General features: G+C 52.5%; 11 protein-coding genes and 1 pseudogene. 3 read left to right on the top strand and 9 right to left on the bottom strand.

The features are described 5' to 3' along the window. The first annotated feature begins 32 nt into the window (after positions 1-32). Together DESAC_RS01095 and DESAC_RS01100 are read left to right on the top strand one after the other, a co-directional pair. Positions 33-950 (top strand): branched-chain amino acid transaminase, encoded by a 918-nt coding sequence (locus DESAC_RS01095; RefSeq protein WP_013705230.1) that lies wholly within the window; start codon positions 33-35, stop codon positions 948-950. Positions 951-1,055: 105 nt separating this feature from the next. After that, on the top strand, positions 1,056-1,247 hold the full coding sequence (locus DESAC_RS01100) for a hypothetical protein (protein WP_013705231.1): 192 nt from the start codon (positions 1,056-1,058) through the stop codon (positions 1,245-1,247). A gap of 135 nt (positions 1,248-1,382) precedes the next feature. Here DESAC_RS01100 and DESAC_RS01105 read toward each other — a convergent pair whose 3' ends face one another. The 3 genes and pseudogenes from DESAC_RS01105 to DESAC_RS14875 form a co-directional block, all read right to left on the bottom strand. Next, a complete protein-coding gene (locus DESAC_RS01105; protein ID WP_013705233.1) occupies positions 1,383-10,760 on the bottom strand; it encodes an autotransporter outer membrane beta-barrel domain-containing protein in 9,378 nt (3,125 codons plus the stop codon). Positions 10,761-10,865: 105 nt separating this feature from the next. After that, positions 10,866-11,567: pseudogene (locus DESAC_RS01110) on the bottom strand (transposase); the annotation flags it as partial. Continuing rightward, positions 11,471-13,237 (bottom strand): hypothetical protein, encoded by a 1,767-nt coding sequence (locus tag DESAC_RS14875; protein ID WP_052301864.1) that lies wholly within the window; start codon positions 13,235-13,237, stop codon positions 11,471-11,473. The gene DESAC_RS14875 and the pseudogene DESAC_RS01110, both read right to left, overlap by 97 nt. A gap of 1,155 nt (positions 13,238-14,392) precedes the next feature. Between DESAC_RS14875 and DESAC_RS01125 the strand changes: the two genes are divergently transcribed. Further along, positions 14,393-16,609 carry a Calx-beta domain-containing protein gene (locus DESAC_RS01125; protein WP_013705235.1) on the top strand — a complete coding sequence of 739 codons (2,217 nt, stop codon included), beginning with the start codon at positions 14,393-14,395 and terminating at the stop codon, positions 16,607-16,609. 199 nt (positions 16,610-16,808) lie between these two features. Here the strand turns inward: DESAC_RS01125 and DESAC_RS01130 are convergent, their stop codons facing one another. The 6 genes from DESAC_RS01130 to DESAC_RS01155 all read right to left on the bottom strand — a co-directional run bounded on the left by DESAC_RS01130 (position 16,809) and on the right by DESAC_RS01155 (position 23,731). Then, positions 16,809-17,741: a class I SAM-dependent methyltransferase gene (locus DESAC_RS01130; RefSeq protein ID WP_013705236.1), complete on the bottom strand. Its 933-nt coding sequence runs from the start codon at positions 17,739-17,741 to the stop codon at positions 16,809-16,811. A gap of 6 nt (positions 17,742-17,747) precedes the next feature. Then, positions 17,748-18,743, bottom strand: coding sequence for a polysaccharide deacetylase family protein (locus DESAC_RS01135; RefSeq protein ID WP_013705237.1), 996 nt, complete (start codon positions 18,741-18,743; stop codon positions 17,748-17,750). Between the two features lie 15 nt (positions 18,744-18,758). Beyond that, the gene (locus tag DESAC_RS01140) at positions 18,759-19,892 is read right to left on the bottom strand and encodes a hypothetical protein (protein ID WP_148231158.1); all 1,134 of its coding nucleotides are present in this window, start codon (positions 19,890-19,892) and stop codon (positions 18,759-18,761) included. Between the two features lie 393 nt (positions 19,893-20,285). Then, on the bottom strand, positions 20,286-21,155 hold the full coding sequence (locus DESAC_RS14880; protein WP_013705239.1) for a glycosyltransferase family 2 protein: 870 nt from the start codon (positions 21,153-21,155) through the stop codon (positions 20,286-20,288). 66 nt (positions 21,156-21,221) lie between these two features. Continuing rightward, positions 21,222-22,358 carry a glycosyltransferase gene (locus DESAC_RS01150; protein WP_013705240.1) on the bottom strand — a complete coding sequence of 379 codons (1,137 nt, stop codon included), beginning with the start codon at positions 22,356-22,358 and terminating at the stop codon, positions 21,222-21,224. A gap of 11 nt (positions 22,359-22,369) precedes the next feature. Beyond that, positions 22,370-23,731: a lipopolysaccharide biosynthesis protein gene (locus DESAC_RS01155; RefSeq protein WP_013705241.1), complete on the bottom strand. Its 1,362-nt coding sequence runs from the start codon at positions 23,729-23,731 to the stop codon at positions 22,370-22,372. Positions 23,732-23,792: the final 61 nt, after the last annotated feature.

Consider the following 23,792-nt stretch of genomic DNA (forward strand, 5'->3'; position numbering starts at 1 on the left):
TGTTTAACTTATTCAGTTTGAGGGAGCGACTCATGGTTGATAAAGCAAAGTTTATCTGGTTGGACGGCAAATTTATCCCTTGGGATCAGGCCCAGGTTCACATTCTGACTCACACCCTGCATTATGGATTGGGTGTTTTCGAGGGGGTCCGCGCCTATCAGTGCGCCAATGGGCGGACGGCTATCTTCCGGTTGCCGGAACATACCCGGCGATTATTTGATTCGGCCCATATCCTGCAGATGGAAATTCCATTTTCGGAGGATGACATCAACCAGGCCTGTATTGAGGCCTTGCGCCAAAATGATCAAAAAGAGGCATACCTACGCCCCCTGATTTTTATCGGCGATGGTGCTATGGGTCTGCACCCCCAAAATAATCCTATCCGAGTCGCCGTTATTACCTGGGTCTGGGGGGCATATCTGGGCGACGAAGGTCTGCTCTCCGGTATCCGCCTCAAAACCTCCTCTTTCACCCGCCACCATGTGAATGTTATGATGACCAGCGCCAAAGGCGTGGGCAATTATGTCAATTCCATTCTGGCGAAACGTGAGGTCACCAAAGCCGGTTATGATGAAGCCCTGCTGCTGGATACGGCTGGCTACGTGGCAGAGGCATCCGGAGAAAACATCTTTATGGTTAAAAACGGGATCATTAAGACCCCGCCGTCAACCTCTATCTTGCCGGGCATCACTCGCGATTGCGTGATTGTAATCGCCAAGGATTTAGGTATTCCAATTCAGGAAGCGCGCTTTTCGAGGGACGATCTCTATATCGCCGACGAAGCTTTCCTATCCGGCACTGCCGCCGAAATCACTCCGGTTCGCGAGCTTGACGACCGTCGTATCGGCACCGGCAAGCCTGGTCCTATTACCAAAAAAATTCAGGAAACCTATTTCGATGCGGTCCATGGGAAAAAACCCCGCTACGATTCATGGCTGACCTACGTTTAGCCTGCTGTCAGGTCATCTTGTTAAGCATGTTTTCGGTAGAAACCGAACTGACTCAGATATATCCCTGCTAGCGCAGATCGCGGATTTGCGCTAGCACGAGACCACATGCCGCCTGCCCGGATTGTAGACGATAAATTCTATGCCCAATGCCAGGAATGCGGCGTCTGGCAGGAAGTGTTCCCGGTGGTTGCGCAGGTAGATACCTATTTTGAGTTCTGGCAGGCTCAGTTCCTGTGCTGCGGCAGGCAACAATCCGCCTGGTTTACCATCGAAAAGGTAGATGATGAAGTTCATTAAGGAACGATGTGCCTTGGCCGGAATTACTTTTAGTTTTCCCCTTCCTCTGCCGGAATTAGTCACCAACCACATTCCGCTCCCTTTGCTCATCTTTGCCGTTAAAGCAGTGTGACTCCGAAGTACCGCTCGCCGCTCCTAAAACTGCCAGCGCACCCCGGCATAGACGGAGTGGGCGGTGGAGTTGCCGCGGCCCACTTCGGCGTTGTAGTTGACCCCAATCTGGACGTTTTTACGGGTCACGAGATCCACCTTGGCGCCCACCACGGCAAAATCCCGTTGGGCGGCGTCGGTCCGGAAGGCAAAGGTAGTACCCGCCTGGCTCAGGCTGGCGTTGAGCCCCCGGCTGCCGTTGGCAAACTCATGCTGGTAGCTGGCATAGACCTGGGGCACCAGGGTGAACGCAGCCCGCTTCACCGGGGCGGCCACCTTCAGGCCGACGCCGGTCTGCAGCGAGTCGGCGCTCTGGCCTCCCACCTGCAGATTCAGGGCCCCGGCGCCGCTCTCCTGATAGCTATCAATCCACAGGCCGGAATAGGCCAGGGAAGCCATCGGGGTAATGATGAGGTTTTTGGCTTTGACGTCGTAGCCCGCCTCGCCATAAGCGTTGAGCTGGTGCCCGGTGGGCGAGCTCTTGGCGGTGCGCTGCAGGCCGCCGAAGGCAAGATTTCGTTCCAGGTCGAAGAGGTTCAAGGCGTATCCGAGGGAGCCATACGTATACCAGGACCGGCCGAGATAAGCGGCATAGGCCGTCAGCGGCCAGGTGTTGGTGGCGACGTTGCCGCCGGAACCCTTGAAATCGGCGTCGCTGTGGCTGTAGCCGGTGGCCAGGCCGAGCACCAGGTTGTCTCCCAGCCAACAGTCGGCCCCGGTCGTAAAGCCCGCCATATTAAAATTGTAGCCCGTCTGGTTCAGCGAGGATTGCTGCGACCCGAGGACCAAAGAGGGGTAGAGATAGAAGCCCCAGGGTTTTTCGGCGGCTGTTCCTGGCCTTGGCGTCAGCAGCCCGGCCAAACTGGCGGAGTTATAGGCCAGCATCAGACCCTGGAGGCTGGAATAGTTAAGTCTCAAAGCCCCGAATCCATCGGCTGCTGGTCCGCCCCCGCGGGGACCGAAGCGCAGATCGGTGAGGCGCTGCGCCTGCTGCCGCATCTGGAAGGAGGCCCCGGTGAGGGCCAGGTTGGACAGGGCCGCGCTCTTTTCGGCGGAGACCTGTTGAAAGGCCTGCCGCACGCCGGTGTTGTCGGGGAGATAATCAATGGTGTGCAGGACCGTATCCAGATCGCCGGTGGTGACGCCGGCCAGCCGGTTGAGCATCGCTCCAATGGCCGCCTGGTTGGCATTCAGGCCCAGGCCAGCATGGGTGTAATTCCTCTGCACGGCAAGATCCATGCTGTTGGCGCAGTAACGCGGCTGCCAGAAGAGGGTCGGGCTGATCTGTTGGTTCGACACGCCCTGGAATACTCCCTGCACGCCGCCGCTGGCGGTGATGATCCCGGGGAAAACCTGGTTGCCCCGGGGGCAGTAGCCGTCCAGCAGGGTGAACCCCACCATACTATCGGCAGCCACGGTAAGCGTCCCCGGGGTGCCGGTGACTGCCAGGCGGTCATAATCGCCGGCCGAGGCGATCTCCATTGCCAGCCGGCCGCCGGCGTTTTTGACCAGCGCCCCCTGAATGGTCAGGGTGCCCACGGAATTGCCCGGCCGGATCAAACCGCTGCTCTCAATATGGCCGACCACGAGGCCGCCCCCGGTAAACTCCCCGCCCTGGGCAATAGTAAGTTTGTCGAACTCCAGTTCGGCGCTCTTCTGTTTGATGAAATGGCCCCCGGGCAGGACTTGAGGTTCGTCGCCCTGCAGCCGGCCGCCGTCTAATTTATATACGCCGTAACAGGTCTGGTTTAAGCCAATTATCAGATTACCGGTCACCCGGTTGGTGCCTCCAGATTGAGTGAATACCCCAGCGGCATAATCAAACTCATTGGCAATACGGATGTTATCGGCGTTGACTTGGCCATCTTGAAGTGTGAAACTTGCTTCCAACCCTGTGTCGGATGCTATTAAGATGTCGCCGTTCACGGTGTTGGTGCCGCCTGATTGAGTAAAATTAACCGGCCCGAAATCCATTCTTAGGCCTTTGGTCACCAGCTCCCCTTTTTCCAGTTGGTATAGAGGAGGCTGACCATAGTCTCCGCAAGGTTTCATAATGAGGCAGCCGTCAATGGTCTGTTTTCCGTCCGCCAGCTTAAAGGTGCCGTTGTACTCCCAAGTCAGATCCCCATGGGAAGATAAGGTGCCGTAATTGGTAAAGTTGCAAGGCGAATAGGGGCTGACAGGATTGATACTGAGAAGGTTCCCAGCCGAGGTGATGGTGCCGTAATTTTCTATATTTGTGTTGTTGTTAGTATTGATGGACAGGGCCACGGAGTTTGGGTCCTTCCCGCTGGCGGGGCCCACAACCAGGCTGGCGTTTTCAGCCACCGTAAAGTTCACCGGGCTTTGCACTATATGACCCTCGGCGTAGGCCAAAATCCCCCTGGCACTGTTTCCCAGGACTTCGACGGCGCCGTTGACATTGACGGTGACGCTGCCAACGGTGCCCCTGCCAGCCTCACTCTGGGCCAGGATGCCTATCGAGTCGGCCCCGGTTAGCTTCATGGTCCCCGCTTGGGTGACCGTGACGTCGCCGCTGTCGCCGTAAGCGCCGGCGCTGCCGCCCTGGCCCTGGCTCATATTCAAGCCGCCGCCGCCCCCCAGGCTCTGGGCGGCGATGCCGATGCAGGCCTGGCCGCCGGCGTCGATGTTCCCGGAGCTGGTGACGGTGACGTTTTTCCCGCTGCCCTGGCTGCTGTTGCCCCAGGAGGTCAAGCCGCCGCTGAAGGGTGTGGGGGCTTCACTGGAGGTGTGGCTCACCAGGCCGCCGCCGCCCCCGATGCTTTGGGCCAGCAGGCCGCAGGCCGCGATGCTGTTATTGAGGTTGATGGCACCGGTGCTGGTGACGGTCACTTCGCCCCCGTCGCCAGAAGCATTTTTATCGCCGCCGAAGTGAATGGCAGCCCCTTTCGCCACCGTGCTGCCGAGGCCGCCGCCGGCGCCGAGGCTCTGGGCCACGAGGCCGTGAGCCCCCGCCCCGGACACCGTGACGTGGCTGCTGTTGGTGAGGCTCACCGCGCCGCCCGAGCCGCCGGCATTATTTCCTCCCAGGGTGAGGCTGCCGGTGGCGCCGGCGTTATCGGGGGCCGTCACCCAGCCGAGGCCGCCGCCGCCCCCGATGCTCTGGGCCGCCACACCGATGGCGCCTTTGCCCGCGGTGGTGATGTTGGTCCCCGTGGTCTTGACCTGCACCGGGCCGGCGTCGCCGTGCGCCTGGTTCTCGGCCCCCAGGGTGACGTCGCCGCTTTGCGGGGCGCCGGCGGCAAGATCAGCGCCGGCGAACCCGCCCCCGGCGCCGATGCTCTGGGCCAGGAGGCCCGGGGAATTATCATTGTGGGTGGTGATGCTGCTGCTGCTCTGCACCGTCACCGCCTGGCCGCTGCCGCTGACGCCGTTTTTGCCGCCGCAGTGGATGGGGAAAGGAATATACCCTGCCTGGCTGAAGCAAAACCCGGCGGTGCCGCCGCCGGCGCCGATGCTCTGGGCCAGGAGGCCCGGCGCCTGTTTCCCGGCGGTCTCGATCAGCTTTCCGGTATCAGTAATGGTGATGGAGCCGCCCTGACCGCCTTGACCATTGTCAGCCCCGATGCCGATCCCTAGCCCTGCGAGACTCAATTCCCCGGCCACGCTGACCCCGGCGTTGCCGCCGCCGCCGCCGACGCTCTGCGCCTGGAGGCCCGGGGCGTGATCCCCCTGAGTCTTAATGCTGCTGCCGCTGCTGATCTGCATCTCCCCGCCGTCGCTGCCGCTGCCGGCTGATCCTCCCAGGGTCACACCCAGGGTACTTAAAGAAACCGCGCCGGACACGCTGAGGCCGCCGCCGCCCCCGCCGCCGCCAACGCTCTGGCCGATGATGCCCGCGGACCGGTCTCCCAGGGTGCTGATCTGGCCGGTGCCGTAATTGATGGTCACCTTACTGCCCTGTCCGCCGTCGCCACCCTGGGCCCCTAAAGAGAAGTTCACATTACCTACAATTGACAAATTCCCAATGACACTGAGGCCGCCGTCGCCGCCGCCGCCGCCCACGCTCTGGGCCATGACGCCGGTGGAGTCATCCCCCTGGGTATTAACGCTGCTGGCGCTGGCGAGGTTTACCGTGCCGGCGCCGCCGCCGCTGCCGCCTGAGCTCCCCAGGCTCACCGCCACATCACCTGCGGAGGAAACATCGCCGATGACGCTGAAGCCGCCGCTGCCGCCGCCGCCGCCCACGCTCTGGGCTGTGATGCCCACCGAACGGTTCCCGGCGGTCTCAATCAGCTTGCCGGTATCAGTTACGGTAATGGAGCCGCCCTGGCCGCCATCACCGCCCGTACCGCCGACGCCGACCTCCATCCCTCCTACATCTGCTGCGCCGACGACTATGAAGCCGCCGCTGCTGCCGCCGCCGCCGGCGCTCTGGGCTGTGATGCCGGGGGAGTCATCCCCCTGGGTCTTGATGCTGCTGCTGCCGCTGCTGATCTGCACCCCGCCGCCGTCGCTGCCGTCGCCGGCTGAACCACCCACGCTGGCGCCCAGGGATCCTATAACAGAAAGGTCGCCGATGATGCTGAAGCCGCCGCTGCCGCCCCCGCCCCCCACACTCCGGGCGTCAATTCCCGCCGACCGGTCTCCCAGGGTGCTGATCTGGCCGCTGCCCTGACTGATGCTCACCTCGCCGCCCTTGCCGCTGCCGCCGCCCTTGCCTCCCATCGATACATCCAAATCGATGCCGCTGGACACCCCGGCGACGAGACTAAAACCGCCGCTGCCGCCCCCGCCCCCGAGGCTGAGGGCCTGGATGCCGGGGGAATCATGGCCATGGATCCCGGCTTGGTCCGACCAGCCGGTGGCGATGCTGCTGCTGCTCTGCACCGTCACCGCCCCGGCATCGGCCCCGGCGCCGCCGTCGCCCCCCATGCTTAAGGAGAGGTCCCCGCCGATGAGCTGAGGACTTAGGTCCACCCCGGCGGCCACGCTGAAGCCGCCGCTGCCGCCCCCGCCCCCAATGCTGTGGGCCGCAATGCCCCAGGAACGATCCCCCAGGGTGCGAATGGCAGCCCCGGTGCTGGTGACGCTTACCTCCCCGGCGGTGTTGCCCTCCCCACCCTGGGCGCCGAAGGATAACGCCAGGCTGCCGTTCTTCTTCTCCTTACTGAGATTAAACACCCCAGCCACGGTGTAGCCGCCGCTGCCGCCGCCGCCGCCGATGCTTTGCGCCAGGATGCCGGAGCTGTCATTGCCCGAGACAAAATTCTGCTCCTGAGTGGCGCCGGTGCTGATGGCGCCGGCGCAGGTGACGGTCGCTCCCCCGGAGCCGCCGCCGCTGCCGCCGCTGCCGCCCAGAGCCAGGGAAACGGCCAGGCCGGAGTCTTTGCCGCTGTAGTTAAAGCTGCCGCTATAGGAGCCGCCGCCGCTGCCGCCGCCGCCGCCCACGCTCTGGGCATGAATGCCCGCAGCCGAGTTGCCGCGGGTGGCAATCTCAGAGCCATGGCTCTCCACCGTCACCAGCCCCGCGGCGTCGCCGCTGCCGCCGCTGCCCCCCTTGACCACGCTCAAGGCGCCGAGCACCAGTTTGGTGGGCTGGGTCTTAATACTGAGCCCCACCGCCAGACCGCCGTCACCACCGCCGCCGCCGACGCTTTGGGCCAGGATGCCGCTGGCGTTCTCTCCCTGAGTGGTAATGCCGCTGTCACTGGTCACCGACACCTCATCGGCGGCGCCCCCAGCCCCCCCGGCCCCGCCGAAGACGAAATTCATCTGTGGGAACCAGCCCTCCTGGGAGGTAACGCCGAGTTGCATGGCATTGCCGCCTTTGCCGCCGCCCCCGCCGATGCTCTGGGCCGCAATGCCATGGGAGTTATGGCCGCTGGTGGCAATGGTTTTTTGGGTGACCCCCGCGGCCACATGATCATTGACGGTGACCGGGCCGGCATCGCCGCCGCCCCCCCCGGCGGACCCTTGGGCTCCCAATTTAAACTGAAAGCCTTGTTCCCCGAAACCCACCTGGCCTCGCAGCTTGAAGCTGCCCTTGCCGCCGCCGCCTCCCACGCTCTGGGCCAACAACCCTTCCGCGGCATCGCCCTGAGTGGAGACATCGCTCTGGTTTTCCAGGCTGACTTCTCCCCCGTCGCCAGCCCCGCCGCCCACGTTCCCCAGGGTCAGACCGGGAACCTTGGCGAATCCGAAAGCAAAAGCGGTCGGTCCCAAGGATAACGCGCCGCTGAAACTGGCATCGCCCCCGCCGCCGCCCTGGCTCCGGGCTTCCACCCCGGCGGCGCCGTCGCCGGCCGTGCTGATGGTGGGGCCCAACGATTTGACGGCCACCTGACTGCCGTGGCTTCCCGTCCCGCCGGAGCCCCCCACGGCCACCCCGAGATCCAGCGATTTGCCGCTATAGGTAAAATCCCCGGTGACGCTGAAACCGCCGTCACCGCCGCCGCCCCCCAGGCTCTGGGCCAGAATCCCCTGGGATCCGGCCCCGCTGGTGGTGATGGCGCTGTGGCTCTCCACACTCACCGGGCCTCCCATGTTGCCATCTCCACCCTGGCCGCCCAGGGAAAAACTCAGCGAGGCGTTCTTGCTGAACCCGGCGGCGATGCTGTAACCGGCGCTGCCGCCGCCGCCCCCGGTGCTGGCCGCCTTAATCCCCTGGGCATGGTCCCCGGCCGTGGTGATGGCGCCGACGTTGCTGGTGACGTCAACCTCGCCGCCGGAATTCCCCTGGCCGCCGTTGCCGCCCAAACTGACATTTGCCGTAAAACTGGGGTATTCCGGGGTACCGGTGACCACAGAGCCGCTGATGCTGAAGCCGCCGGCGCCGCCCCCGCCGCCCACGCTCTGGGCGCCGATGGCCGGTGAGTTTTGCCCCTGGGTGCTGATGGCGTCGCCGCTCAGCGTTGCCTGCACCTGGCCGCCGCTGCCGCCGCCGCCACCCGAGCCGCCCAAGCTGACGCTGGCGCCGAAGAGGCCGCTGATATTGCCGGCCACGCTGAAGCCGCCGGCGCCGCCGCCGCCGCCCACACTCTGGGCCGACACTCCCCAGGCGTTATCCCCGGCCGTGCTGAGATCGCCGGCGCTGTTGACGGTTACCTGGCCGCCGTGGCCCCCGTCCCCGCCGGCGCCCCCCAAACTGACGGCCGCCGAGCCCACAGACACGCCCCCCGAGACGTTGAAGCCGCCGGTGCCGCCGCCGCCGCCCACGCTCTGGGCCAAAAGGGCATGGGCATTATTGCCTGTGGTAGTGATGGCGCTGCCGCTGTCAACTTGCACCGGCCCCCCGGCGCCCCCGCTGCCTCCCTGACCTCCTAAACCCACTGTGGCCGAGATGCCGCCCGCATTGGCTGCCACATCGAAGCCGCCGCTGCCGCCGCCGCCCCCGGTGCTCTGGGCCAGGATGCCCAGGGAATTGTTCCCGGCCGTGGTGATGGCTTTGTCAGCAGTTGTAATTACAACAACCTCACCGCCGCTGCCGCCGCTGCCGCCGCTGCCCCCCAACCCCACCGACACCTGCCAGCCGGGGCCCACGTTGCCGGCCACGCCGAAGCCGCCGCTGCCGCCGCCGCCCCCGGTGCTCTGGGCCAGGATGCCGTCGGCATTGGCACCCAGGGTGTTGATGTTTGCGGCACTCGACACATTAACATCGTTGCCGGCGCCGCCGCCGCCGGCGCTGCCGCCGAGGGCCACGGTGGTGGTTAAGAAATCACCTATGGCTCCGGCCACGGCGTAGCCGCCGCTGCCGCCCCCGCCCCCGATGCTTTGCGCTTCCACCCCGTGGGAGGCATGCCCGGTGGTGGTCAATGAGCTCCCCAGGTCACAGTTGACCGTGACCGGGCCGGCGTTGCCGCCTTTGTCTGCCTTGCCGCCGATGGCCACGCCGGCCCAAAACCCGGCCCCCACTGAGTTGCCGCCGCTGCCGCCGCCGCCCCCCGTGCTCTTGGCCAGGACGGCGCTGGCGTTGTCCTGGCTAGTGGCTAGATTCCCGGCGCTGGTGACGCTCACCGCCCCGCCGTCGCCGCCGCCGGCGCCGCCGCCGCCGATGGACACCATCCCCACCGCCTGGGTGCCGCAGCCGCCGCCGCCGCCGATGCTCTCGGCATAAATGGCATTGGAGCAGGCCGTGATATCGGCTTGATTGGTGATCTGCACCTGGCCCGCTTTTCCGCCGATACTGCTGCTGCCGCCGATGGCCACCAGCCCGTCCACGCTGCTTTGGGCCTTGCCGCCGCCGCCCCCGATGCTTTGGGCAAAGATGCCGCGGGATTTACTGTAGGCCCACAAGGCGCCGGTATTGTTAATGATGATATCGCCCCCAAAGCCGCCGGCCTCGCCCTGTCCCCCAATGGCCACCAGGCCATGGGCGGCCCCGGCGCTGCCGCCGCCGCCGCCGATGCTTTCCGCATGGATGGCATCAGAATCAGCTTCTCCAGTGGTCCGAATCGCTCCCGAGTTGGTTACCGTCACGGTGTTGCCATCCCCGCCGCTGTTGCCGTCACCCCCGTAGCCCACGATACCGTGCCCCAGCCCCCCGCTGCCGCCGAAGCCGCCGACGCTCTGGGCATAAATGCCATACGCCTCTATATCATTAATTATTATGTCACCCGCGTTGGTCACGGTCACCGGACCTCCGCCGCCGCCGCCCTGGCCGCAGCCGCCCTTGCCATGGGCGCCGCCGCCGGCCCCCCCGGCGCCGCCGGTGCCTCCCTTGCTCTGGGCAAAAATGCCATGGGCGCCCTGCCCCGTCGTCGTAATGACGCCGCCTTCCCCATTGATGACAGTGACTGCCCCCGCGTCACCCCCTTTGCCGCCGTCGCCGCCCGTTTTGTTCACCCAGAAAGCATCGCCGCCGCCGCCGCCGTCGCCCCCGCCGCTGGAGGCGTAAATTCCTATTTGCTGATCGGGTTGGGTGGTAATCCTATAGAGGTTTTTTATCTGCACACTGTTGCCCGGTCCGCCGTCCCCCCCCTTGCCGCCGTCGCCGTTCACAAAATCACCGTGGGTGCCGCCGCCCCCCTGGCCCCCGAGGCTCTCCCCATAGATGCCGATGGCGTAGTGGGCGTCTATATCCTTGCTGGAGGATAAAAACCCGTCTGGGCTGACGCTGCTCACCTTATCGGGGGTTCCTCCGGTTTGGCCGGGGCCGCCAGTGCCCCCCTGGTAATATTCCGAAACCACCGCGATGGGCGTCGCCATGGCCAGCGGCGCCCCCAGGGCCAGAAAAACCGCCGCCAGGCAGCCCATTAGCCGCTCCGCCGGCCACCGGCCCCGCGCCTGGCGGCCCACCCGCCTTTTCCGGCCCGGCGCTGCCGCCCAAGCCTGAAGATCTGCTGCCGTATTCCCTTTAAACCTAGCCTCTCCCTGTTCTTGTGAAAGATCCTGGGACAGCATAACTTCCTCCCCCAAATTAAGTGGTGAGTTAACTTCTTTACGGCATCTTATGAACTTTTCTTGAGCGGAATGTGTCAATGGTTTTGAGACACCCTAATGCAGAAATTACTGTAGCAGCTCTTCGCTCAGAACCTCCTTTTTAGGTGGGTTGATCCAGACGGCCTTCGGCAACGGCAAGGCGACTGGCGGTTTACGGACAAAGCGCTCCGGGTGAGCGGCATGAGCGGCGTTCAGGACCTGTTGGCGGGCGTCAATCACCGCGGCGGCATGGCCGTAATGGACCATTTGCGGGGTCAATAAGGCGATGCCGTGGTGGCGATGTTCGGTGTTATACCAGGGGAAAAACTGCCGGCAAAACTCCCGGCTGTCCTGGATAGAGCCAGAGCGGGCCGGAAACTCCGGGCGGTATTTCAGGGTCTTGAACTGGCTTTCCGAAAAAGGGTTATCATTGGAGACGTGGGGGCGGCTATGGGTTTTCGTCACCCCTAGGTCGGCCAGCAGAAACGCCACGGGTTTGGATTTCATTGACGGTCCCCGGTCGGCATGGATGGTGAGTTGTCCGGGCATGATGCCCTGTTTCTCACAAGTGGCGGAGATCAGGCGTGTGGCCAGGACGGTGCTTTCCCGGTGAGCCACCATCCAGCCCACTACATAGCGGCTGAAGATGTCCAGGATGACGTAGAGGTAAAAATAGGTCCATTTGACTGGGCCTAAGAGTTTGGTGATATCCCAGGACCAGACCTGGTTGGGGGCTTCTGCCAACAACTCGGGCTTCTGGTAATGGGGGTGGCGGAGCTGGCGCCGCCGCCGATGCTTTGGGCCAGGATGGCCGCAGCGTTATGGCCGCTGGTGGTGATTTCAGCCCCTGAATCCAGGGAGACTGTGTTGGCATTGCCGCCTGACCCTCCCGTTCCCCCGAGACCCATGCTAAAAGAAAATTTGCCGATGCTGGCAGCAACGTCAAAACCGCCGGTGCCACCTCCTCCGCCGACGCTCTGGGCCAGGAGGCCGGAGGAATTATTGCCACTGGTTTTAATGGTGTTGCCCGCCTGGGATACCACATTAACCGTTCCGCCGTCACCGCCGCTGCCGCCTTTACCGCCGATGGCCACCGCCGCCGAGAGGCCGTCACTGCCAGCCGCGGCCACGCTGAAGCCGCCGTTGCCGCCGCCGCCCCCCAGGCTTTGAGCCAGGATGGCGCTGGCGTTGTCTTCCGAACTCGAGAGAGCACCAGTGCTCTTGACGATCACCACCCCACCATCGCCACCGCCGCCGCCCTTGCCGCCGATGGCGACTGCTCCGACAGCAAGACTGCCGTCACCGCCGCCGCCGCCCACGCTCTGGGCCAAAATGGCATTAGCAGTGGCGTTAATATATCCTTCATTGGTTACCTCAACCTTGCCCCCGCGACTGGTGGAACTGCTGTCGCCGCCGATGGCCACCAACCCGGCCACCAGACTGGCGCTGCCGCCGCCGCCGCCGATGCTCTGGGCGTAAATGCCATGGGAACTGGCTCCCAGGGCATCCAGCCCGCCGCCGCTGACTAAATTCATGACGGTCACATCGCCGCCATAACCGCCGGCACTGCCCTGGCCCCCCAACGCCACCAGACCGTAGCCGGACCCGGCGCTGCCGCCGCCGCCGGCGCCCTGGGCCCGGATGGCATCGGAGCCTTTGCCCTTGGTGCTGATACTTGCCTGATTGATCACCCCCACGTAGTAGCCATCGCCGCCGCTGCCCCCTTCCCCGGCGAAGCCGCCGATGCTCTGGGCCAAGATGCCATGGGCCTCATCTCCCGCCGTCTGGATGGTTTGATAGTTGCCCACCGCGACCTGACCGCCGCGGCCGGCGCTATTGCCGCAACCGCCCTCACCCCAGAGGCCGCCGCCGCTGCCTCCGGCTCCGCCATGACCTCCCAAACTTTGAGCAAAAATGCCATGCGCCCCCGCCCCCGAGATAGTGATGCGGCCATTGTCCTTGTTTTGGATATCGACATCACCGGCAATGCCGCCAGACCCACCGTTGCCGCCTTCGGCATAAATAGCAAAAGCGTCGCCCCCGCTGCCGCCATCGCCGGCGCGACTCGTTCCGTACAATCCCATGGCCTTGGCACCACTGGTAGCGATGCTGTAGTAGTTTCGGATCCATACCGTTCCACCATTGGCGCCATTGCCGCCATTGCCACCATCGGCATACCATTCGGCGGTAGCAGAGCCGCCACCGCCGCCGTTGCCGCCGATGCTCTCCCCATAAACGCCGATGGCATCTTGCGCCTCAATGGGACCTGTCGACGACAGAATATTATTGGGGCTGACACTGCTTACCCGGGGGCCCGCGGCTCCGAGTCCGCCATTGCCTCCATGACACCACCACAAACCTACACTATTCTCACCATGTTCACCTTCGGCGCCCTGTTGAATCTCCTGCACAATGGCCGGAATACTATCCGCCACAGCCAGCGAAGGCTGTCCACCCAAAGAAAACGCCAGTATTAAGGCAACTAAGTTCCAAAATCTAGTATGATGATGTTCTTCATCCCCACCCAGTCGACCTCGTTTCGATATTTCTTTTTCGGATATAAAGGCTGGTGCTGCGGCCTTGACAGAATTTTTACTCGTAGGTTTTGGGCTATGAAGACATCGGGTGTTGCGGCGCATGTTCTCTCCCCAAAAGTGTGATTGAACTGATTGATCCGGTACCACATACCTCTAGATTTCGATCTCAAGGGTTTCCGGCTGTTCTTGAACGGGGGCTCACAGCAACCGAGAGCTAATAATTACCTGGTAACGGCGTGGTTTCACTTCCTGGCCGACCAGGCTTTCAGGCGGCGACCCGAAAACAGCGCACCCTCTCCGGCCACCGCAAGCGAAACAGATAACGGCGGCTCGATCTCCAGGTGACACAATGTTGTTCGAATTTCAGTATAACTGCGGGAAGGTCTTCGATTTCTATCAGTTGTTTCAAGACCCCTCATTTCACTAAGGTGTCATGCTGAGTGCTGCGAAGATTCTCACGTTTTTAAAGACTTGAGACTGTTCGGTGTGCTCAGGGCGACAGATAAAATCGGTTTTGAAATAACTGATAGTTTTGCTTATACGCCATTCTTTGTAAAAGGTCAAACAGTTATTACAAATAATCAGGTTTCACCAGCATACTTGTGTTTATGAGACAATATGTATAGCAGATCGATCCGAACGTTTATTGTGAGACCAGGACACATTCTAATCCGGATAATTTGTTTGAATAAAAACAGCCCTGTGGAACAGGCTTTCCGGCTTGAGTAAAAAAACAGCCGGTTTTTCCGATCAGATTTGTTGCCATAAACTTCCAGTTCCAAGAAGCAGGTAGATTATGTATTATGATATATTTATCGTATTCAAAAGGGACAGGGACTTATGAAAAAACGGCCTTATATAAAAACAGTGAGCCGTGAGCCGTGAGCAGCAAAAACTTTATTGTGAGCAGCCGCCACGATTCTGTTTTTATGCTTCGTTGTGTTCGGCAGAACATGAGCACTTATATAAAAACAGGTTTTAGGTAAGTGGTAAAAGGTAAGAGGTAATGACTCCTGGCAATCCGTTGGAAGTCGACTGTTTTTATGCTTCGTTGTGTTCGGGAGAACATGTGAACTTATGAAAAAACGGCCTAGAAAAAGTATGCTAGGTATTTTGGGGGTATTCCTGCCGGCTTTTTTAGGATTGAACTTTCCTGCCACGGCCAAATCCGATCTAGCGATCATTGAACAGAGAGCAAACCACTCAAGCGGCAGCCAACAAATAAGGACAGCCTATCAACCGGGCGGAAATCAAACCCACCCCATCACCTGCCGCAATGGTGACGCCGTGGTGGAATTCAGGCATACTTCCTCAAGCGTCTCGGAAAATCCGGGTACTGCCGTAGTTGAGGTCAAACTAACGCATCCGGTCGACAAAACGGTGACCATCGAATACGCTGCGGCTGGCGGCACCGCGAGCCGTATTGCCGAAGGCACAGGAAAGGACTATGATCTACCGGCTGGCACCCTGGTTTTTGAACCGGGGGAAACCACTAAAACTATTCCACTGACTATTATCCATGACGAGGTCAATGAACTGGACGAGACGGTGGAAATTGTCCTTAATAATCCTAAGAACGCTGCTTTGAGCGGGAAAAAGACCCACACCCTGACGATTCTCGATGCTAACCGAAAAGTTTTGGCCAATGTCAAAGATTATGGGGCCAAGGGGGATGGGATCGCAATAGATAAGCATGCCGTACAATTAGCTATTGATAAAGTGAAGAATGAGGGAGGAGGTTGTGTTTTCTTTCCTAAAGGTGTCTATTTAGTTTACAACTTGAGAATTATTCCTGGTATAACTTTTGTGGGGGAAGGCCGTACAAATACAATTGTCAAACGTCCTGACCATATGGAGATATTAGAAGGTTCAAAATATACGTCAAATACAATGTTTAATTCATATGAAAGTGGATATCAGTATTCTGCTGATATAGATTCTGAGCCGATAATATTTAAAAATATAACGATTGATGGCAATAGTAATAATCAACCATTATGTAATAATTATTCACAGGAGCACGCATTTACGATTTATTTAAGAGCCGATAGTAAGCGACGTGGCAGGATTAATTTTATTATAGAAGATTGCGATATTATTGATACAGTAACAGATGGAATTACAATTGATAGGAATGTAAAAGCTACTATATATAATTGTATTTTCCGTAACTGTTTTCGAGGATCGATTACCTGGAATGGCGGTTATACTGACACCTATATCAAGAATGTTGATTGTTATGGGGTGCAGGCTGATTTCAGGGATAGAAATAATCCCTTAGGGTGGTATGTTCCGGCTATATCAGCCTTTCATATGGAAATGAGTAGAAAGGCCTTAGGTTATGACGGGAGTGGAGAAGGCAACCTGCAAAGGGTTAAGGCCTTGAAGGTGAACTTGAGCGCCGGAGGATTCTGGATCACCGCCTCCTACGGTTCTCGTATAAAATTTTACGGCGACAGTCTAACGATAAACGGCTCTTTTCATGCCCAAGGTCCGGCCTGCGAGCTTGAATTGAAAAATTCGAACATACATAATCTTAACCGAAGATTTTATGAATCATACATTAACAATACCGGGATTTTCAAATTTAGTAGGTGTAATTTTCTCGGACAGGCTACTTCATTGTCTCAGAAAGAGTTGTGCATATTTAAAATATTGCCTTGGCCGGGAGTAAACGGAGTGTTCACTTTTGACAATTGTATTTTTAGGGGGGATGCTACCTTAGCCGGTTTTTCAGGACCGAAAAAAGGTATTATCATAGGAGGGACAAAAGTTTCAGCCTCAAACAGCTTAAATTTTTTAAATAATTGTAAAGTATCTTCAAAATATCTAGATTATGCAATCTATGGGGGGGATATCTATCATCCTGCCATCAGTCATGTTCGATTAATCGATTTTGAGGCCGAAATAAATTCCAAGGGTTATCTGTTGGGTTTAAATTCAAATACTAATCAGACTGATGAAGCCAATGATATCGGTTTAGATAATGTTACATTTAATTGTCGCTATCTTGCGTGGAATTACCCAAACAGGCATGACAAACTTTGTAACAAGAATATGATTATGAAGTGTAATAACAATTATATATCCGCCGGAAATGATTTTGCTGCGGTTAATTTTTCCGGCTCAAGGATAATTCAAGGTAGTATCTTGGGACCGAATACGCCAGGTATTATCGGTGATATTTTTAAAACGGGTAATTGTCAATATCTCTGCACTGGTACAGGTTTTTATTCTAATCAATTAAACAGGCAAATTCGTGCTGTTTGGGTTAAAGATAAGGAAGGGAGATAAGGAAAGAAAAAGAATCAGAAGATGAGTACAAATGGCATGATCACATGGCGTAACACTTCAGTTGCTTGGGTCGAATACAAGATTCGCCCCTACAGACGGGTCTGTCGATGCTGTGGTGCTGTAGGGTGGGCACCGCCAACCATGTTCCTGATCTATTATCTCAGATAGCTGAAGTATTACCACATGGCTAATAACAGCCTCACTTTATTTTTGAAACGATCCAACCCCTAATGATTAACAGATCTTCTTTGGGGTAAGCAGTAAATTTATTATTCAATTTGATTTTATCAATATCAGCAATATTCCCTTTCATAATTTCGGTGCTGAGAATATTCCACCCGGTTTTATTATGTATATTTGAGTAATCAGACATTCTCAACCGATTCTGATAATGAAGTGAATTGTTATATATTTTCCAATAGTTGTCAGAGTATTGCAGAAAGTTGAACGGCGCAATATTTTTATCAGTCAGCGAATAATGATCTATCATATTAATATTATGAATCATAATGCTCGTGTCACTTGCCATATTTCTCAATGTATTAAAGATATCAGATATAACCTGGAGCGGAATATGTTGTAAAACGTCGTTGCTCACGATTAAATCAACTCTGCCGAGTGATCCCGCCCACCGGCAGACATCGGCAATGACAACCTTAATATTCAATCGTTGCAGCAACTGCCTTGGATCGGTAACATTTTTTTGCATCGCTAAGCTCTGCAGTCTCGCAATTCGGGTCTCATCTTTTATGGGTAGAAGTTTACTTAACTGCCCTCGTTCAGCCCAGTCAGAAAAGAAAACCAATACTTCTTTTAGAGATTCAGGACGCAGGTGATTGACGATATCGATAGTGAAGATTTCCTCAGCTCCACAGAGATACAAACCTATGGGAATGATCGGATGCCAACCGGTACCAAGTTCAAGCACATTAAAAGATTTTCGCGGCTGTTTGCCGTATTTCCCATAATCATGATAAAAGTGCTGGCATTCGGTCAATTTGCGAGCAAAATACGCTTCCTGTAAATTAAGTCCTTTGGTAACATATCTTTGACAATAATAGTTAATCGATTCGCTGTAGGGTAGGTAAGAAATAACTTTTTGCAGAAATGCTTTGATTATCCAGGTAGGCATCAACTCTTAGGCCTCGCCGTTAATGACGCGTTGACTTATTTCGTTCATATTGAGACTTTCCATGCCGTATTCAGATTTTAATATATTATAATGTTGTAAGATATTATCTAATATGATGAGATTCTGTTCAGTATGTTGGCCAAAATTGTGAGGGTGCCACCATAAATGGTAAATTAAGCTATTTTTAGCCGCATATGTCATGTCTGATAGTATACGATGTATTTTCATTGCCAAGAGCCAGCTCGGTTCTTTGGCATAAGGCTTAAGTAATCTGCTGGCTGGTATAGCAATAGGGTATTTATTGGGTTCATAAGTCATAAAGTTTGAATTATACCCTGTGATATTAATATAATTATCTAACAACCTTATTCCCCTAATAAGCAATGAATCACTGTTCGTATCCCTTTCCAGGTAAATCCAATTATCTTGGTTCTGTCTATATGACATTATGCCGAATTCGGCACATATAGGAAGATAATTGGTATTTATCTGGTTTTTAGGAAATATAATGCTTTTGATCTGTATGTCATATTTTCTGGCGATATTCATGGCCACTGCCAGATCGTCCCGAAACATATCACTATCCTGGCTTTCTTCCAGACAATAGTAATGGGACAAGGTATGGGTCCCAATCTCCTGGTGATTAGTTGAGGCAATTTGTTTAATCAAAGATGGGGCAAAATGAAAAGGGTCTTCTTTTTCGTTACAACCAATATTAGTGATATTGCGATATGAAGATAAACGATAATTTTTGTATTGGGGTATTCTATTAGGAAGGCTATTAAGAAGTTCATCTTTTGTTTCAAAAAATAAAAACCCTACAGTTGCCCAGGTAGCATGAATATCATTTTCGATAAAAATATTTAAGATTTTGGGGATGGCGGAGCGGGTATTCAAGAGAATATTTTTACTTTCTTCCAGGGATAGTCGATGTTGTACCCCCCAATATAATTCGAAATCTAATGATATAATAAAACAACTTTTTTTTAACTTAATATCCATTTTTATCTCAATTACTTATGATTTATTTTGAGATTCTAATTTCGATATATTACAGGTGACTGCTAAAATTAAAGATAATAATACCCAAAATGGCCTAAAACGTATGCCGTAGTGTGTCATATTATAAAATGATAGAGCAATATAAATAAATAGACTGTCTTTAAATGTTATAGAATACATTAACATCTTAATAATCCATAAAAGAAACAGTGATATTCCAATAATTCCATAGTATTTTAATATTGCTCCAAAGGTATTATGGAATTCACCGGTAGCTATGCTGTTTTTTGATTTTATGACAAATTGTTTTCCACCTGTTTCATATCCTCCCAGACCTCCTGTGCCAAATATAAATTGGGGAGTTGTCATCCCTTTAAATTGTCCCGAGAATCTTTCCTGCAAGGCATAGGTCACTGCTCCGTCTTGATACTTACGTGTCTCTCTACCTTTTAATTGATTATCAATTAAGTCTGGTTTTATTAATAGCAAAGCAGTTGATAAGATTGAGATAATAATAATACTATAAAATATCTCTCTCCTTTTAATATTTTTAATTAACCAGATATCTAAAATAAATATTCCAAATATTGCAGATCGTGATAGTGATAGTATAATTAATATATGTGCACTCAGTATAAATAATACATTTAAAATAATATATAATAAATTAAAATTTTTTTTCCTATTGCAGTATTCGTAAAGCAAAATAGTAAAAGACATTACAATAAGGGCGTAATATCCAAGTTGGTTAGGATTATTAAAAGATAATGAGTTGCGAACACCCTCTTCATAATTACCTTTGATTAAAAAGCACATAATAATTGATAATAATATGCCAATATAGATATATTTGAGATTATTATTATATATTAAATTATCAAATAATATAGTATAAATGTAAAATATAACAATGCCTTGTAAAAATTGTGCAATTATAAAAAAATAATATCTATCAGGACTTATTAATGAATAACCTAAATTCACTAATATGGACCATATAACAAATGGAATATAAAAATATATTGCTATCAATAATTTTGTATTTGATCCTTTTATATAGAATACCAATAGACAGGCGTTAATAAATATTGGTATATCAACTAGCTGGAATCCGCCAGATGAAAAGGCATAAACCGGAAGCAATGCCATGGTTAGTAATACCATGATATTGAACACGAATTTATTATAATACTCTTCATTAATCGATATAGAGGAGTAATATTTTGACAAGATATTATGTCTGTGTTTCACTGCCATTTTTAAAACCGTAACAACTCAGCGTGTTGAGAAAAAGATGAAAAACAACCCCACCCTAACCCTTCCCGTAAACGGGGAGGAAACTTTTCTCTCGTTTACGGGGGGATAAAGGGGTGGGGTGTCGGACCATTCCAGAAGGCGGGATGCGCTCCGCTCTCCCGTCCTACAACAATGCACCACCGGTAGGCTCTTTCGTATGGGTGAATCTTGTATTCACCCCACTTGTATTAGCCCCAAACAACTGAAGTGTTACCTATTTCATTCACCAAGTAATAATCATAAACATTAATAATTACGACAATAATATATCCATTGTTGATCTTTCATGACCCTACTATCAGATGTGTTCACCGGCGTCATATGTTTCCAAAAAAGATTATGTCCTAATAAAGCAGTTATCAGATAATAGATAAATCTCCCCCCGGCCAGTAGTGGAAAAGATAACAGCCAATTGATCGGCATGGTACATTCTTTCCGATTATCCCAACGCATTTTAAAGTTAAACCAAAGAGACAACGCTAACTTTCTGATATTTATCACTTCAGGATCATAATAAGCATAGAGCGGTAAATGGACATTTGCAAATTTGGTCTGGTGATAGGCTCTAAAAAATAATTCCCGGTCTTGGGCGCGTGAATATTCTTCACGATATTTAAACTTTTTCATCCATGCGGCCCGTGCCATGATAGTTGGATGAAAAACCGGAGATTCGGGATTAAGACGATTCATCAGAATATTATTATCACAATCAGGTATTATATATTTCCCTAATATAGTTCCATTCTTATCAATTATATATAAATCTGAACCTACTACGTCGACATCAGGATTGGACTCTAAAAAATTAATTAATAATTCCAATCTATCCGGCATATTAATGTCGTCGGCATCGCATCGAGCAATATAATCACCTCTGGCGGCCTCAATGGCAACATTTAATGATCTTGCCAATTTCATATTTATCTTGTTTTTAATCAAAATAATCCGAGAATCACCAAAAGACTCTATGATTTGAGCCGTTTGGTCTTGAGAGCCGTCATCGACAATAATAATTTCATAATTTTTGTACGTCTGATTTATAGTTGATCTGATGATCGTACTGATAGTATTTTCTGCATTGTAAGCTGGTAATATTATTGACACTAATGGTTCCATCATTATCCTCTTAGAAATATAAATATCAATGTATTTCAGATGTATTATACCAATAAAAATATAACTTTATCTGTTTATGTATATAGATACCAGCTCACGAACACTGTAGTTAATATCAAATCTGCTATTTTCAAGAATATTCAAAGATTCTTCTCTCGTTATCATTGCCGGGGTTTCAATGAAATTCAATATTTCCCTGCACCATTGGGAAATTGGTTTGGATAATGACAAGCGTTTTATCAGGGGTGCTACCACGTCTATATCTGGTGGGATAACATCTGAGATGATACATGGTACTCCCGCAGCATGAGCTTCTAAAATAACTCTACCGAAGCCTTCCCATTTAGATGGGAATAAGAACACATCCATTGCAAATAGAAGATCGGGAATATCAGGTCGGACTCCGGTAAAGGTGAAATTACCTTTAATCTTTAAAACGGAAACCTTTTTTTCTATTTGGGGTCGCAACGGTCCATCTCCAATGCACAAAAAATGCATTTCCGGTCTTTCCTGTAATATCCTATCAGCCAAATTAATAATAAAGTCATGGTTCTTGGCCTCGACAAAACGGCCGACATGACCAATTACCGGAACATTGACTGGAATCTTTAGAGCATTTCTAATTATTTGCTTATCCTGCAGATTTTTGAATACTTGAAAATCAATGCCTGTGTTCAAGATCCTGCTATAATTTGTGTTAGACAATCTACTTTCAAACAGCCCCAGAGCTGCGGCTTGAGTGGTTGCCTGAAGATGGGTGGCATATCTCTTCGTCAGATATAACATTAACTTATTATATAACCGCCTCTGATAATTAGCAGATCTGCCGTCAGAAGTGCTGCTGCTCCGAACAATTCTCATTGGAATTTTTGCAAGGTATGCCAAAAACATTACAAAGCCGCTAAATCGATTCACATGGGAATGAATGATGTCGTAAGGACCATATTTCTTGATAATATTCTTGAAGTTGAGGGCATATTGCCATGGTCTATCTGGCCTTAAACAAGGAATGATTCGAATTCCCAGAGATTGTAATTCGTTATTATATTCGCAGGCGGCAATCGTGTGCACAAGTAAATCAATTCTAAATATGTTTAAATCAATCCTTCTAAATACTTGCATTAACCACGTTTCAACGCCGCCTCTATTCATCGAATCAACTACGTGGAGAATTTTGATAGGAAATCTTTCTTTTGTTACCATCGTGGCATAAATTATTTTTTTAATGCATGATACATAATTAAACTTTTTAAGGGTATTTCAACTGCAAACCCCAGACAGGCGGCCCAAGCAGCTCCTAATAAACCGAATTTTTTAATTAATACGAATGAGGCAATACAAATCGTAAATACTGATATTAGAGTAAGGGGAACCTGTATGCGAAAATATCTTACCGCCGACATGGCGTATCCGAGAAAAGATGAGACGTAATAGATTCCGCCAGCTAACATCACCCAGACCAAAACACCCTGATAGGAGGCATACTCTTGACCGAAAAAAAGCTTTAGAATCTCCCAACCGAACAATGCAGCAACCAGAATTCCGCCAACGCCCAGTAGGAGGCCGATGAGCACGAGCTTAAGTAAGAATTTTATGAATTCCCCGTACAGTTCTGATCCATAATATTTTGCCATCCGGGGGTATGCGGCACTTCCCAGGGCTGTTACTACCATGGTGCCCATGGCCATGATCGAACTGATTGCTGCATAGATACCTAGAGCTCTTTCACCCAAATGATTTTCAATGAAAAAACGAGGAATATTTGTTTTCAATGAGATTAACATCATAACGAATCCCAGGGGCAGGGATAGCCAAATTAAACGTCCCAATACGTTGGCATCAAAACCTGTTTTTATCATCCTTGGCCAATTAAATTGTTCATTATTTCTTGTTTCACTATATGTGATAGAATTCTCTAAAAATAATCTGCCACTGGGAATATCATAAGTCACCAGAATCAAAGCCCATATTACTACTAATCCTATCACCCCAAATAACATCTGGCCCGTTATTAAAATACCTAAAAAAAGGGCAATAACAGACAATGGACCCTTAATCATCATCGAAATTGAAAGCCGATCCATCCGTTCGTGCTTTTGGAGTAATCCAAAGTATACATCACTAATTGATTCTATTATCTTAGCTATACCTATTGTAATAATTATTAGCTGTGTTTCAATTTTATAATTAGCATATATACTTATAGCGACAATAACAATAAGTGCAATGAAACCACTTATAAGCCGCAAACATAAATAATTACCAAAACTATATTCATTAGTTGTATCTGTTCCAAGGACAACCCGAAGTTGTAAATTTGTAAACATGACTACTGGTGTAGAAATAGCTAATCCTAATGCGAATTGTCCTACAACGTCCGGGGACTTCATTTTCGCTATCACTACCAACATAACCCATTGGCAGCCGGCATAAACTATATTACCGAATAAAATATATAAGAAGTTTATTCGTAAAGGTAGTTCGGATAGAAAATGGCTCTTATTCGTATTGCTTGCAACCCCCGATTTATAGCGACGGCAACATAATAGTATTCTGGATAGGACATTGTCTTTCATACTCGAGTTCTGTAATAGTTAAGATTATCAGGTATGCGTTTTACCCGAATGATTTGCTGGC

The organism is Desulfobacca acetoxidans DSM 11109 (assembly GCF_000195295.1).
GTDB lineage: Bacteria > Desulfobacterota > Desulfobaccia > Desulfobaccales > Desulfobaccaceae > Desulfobacca > Desulfobacca acetoxidans.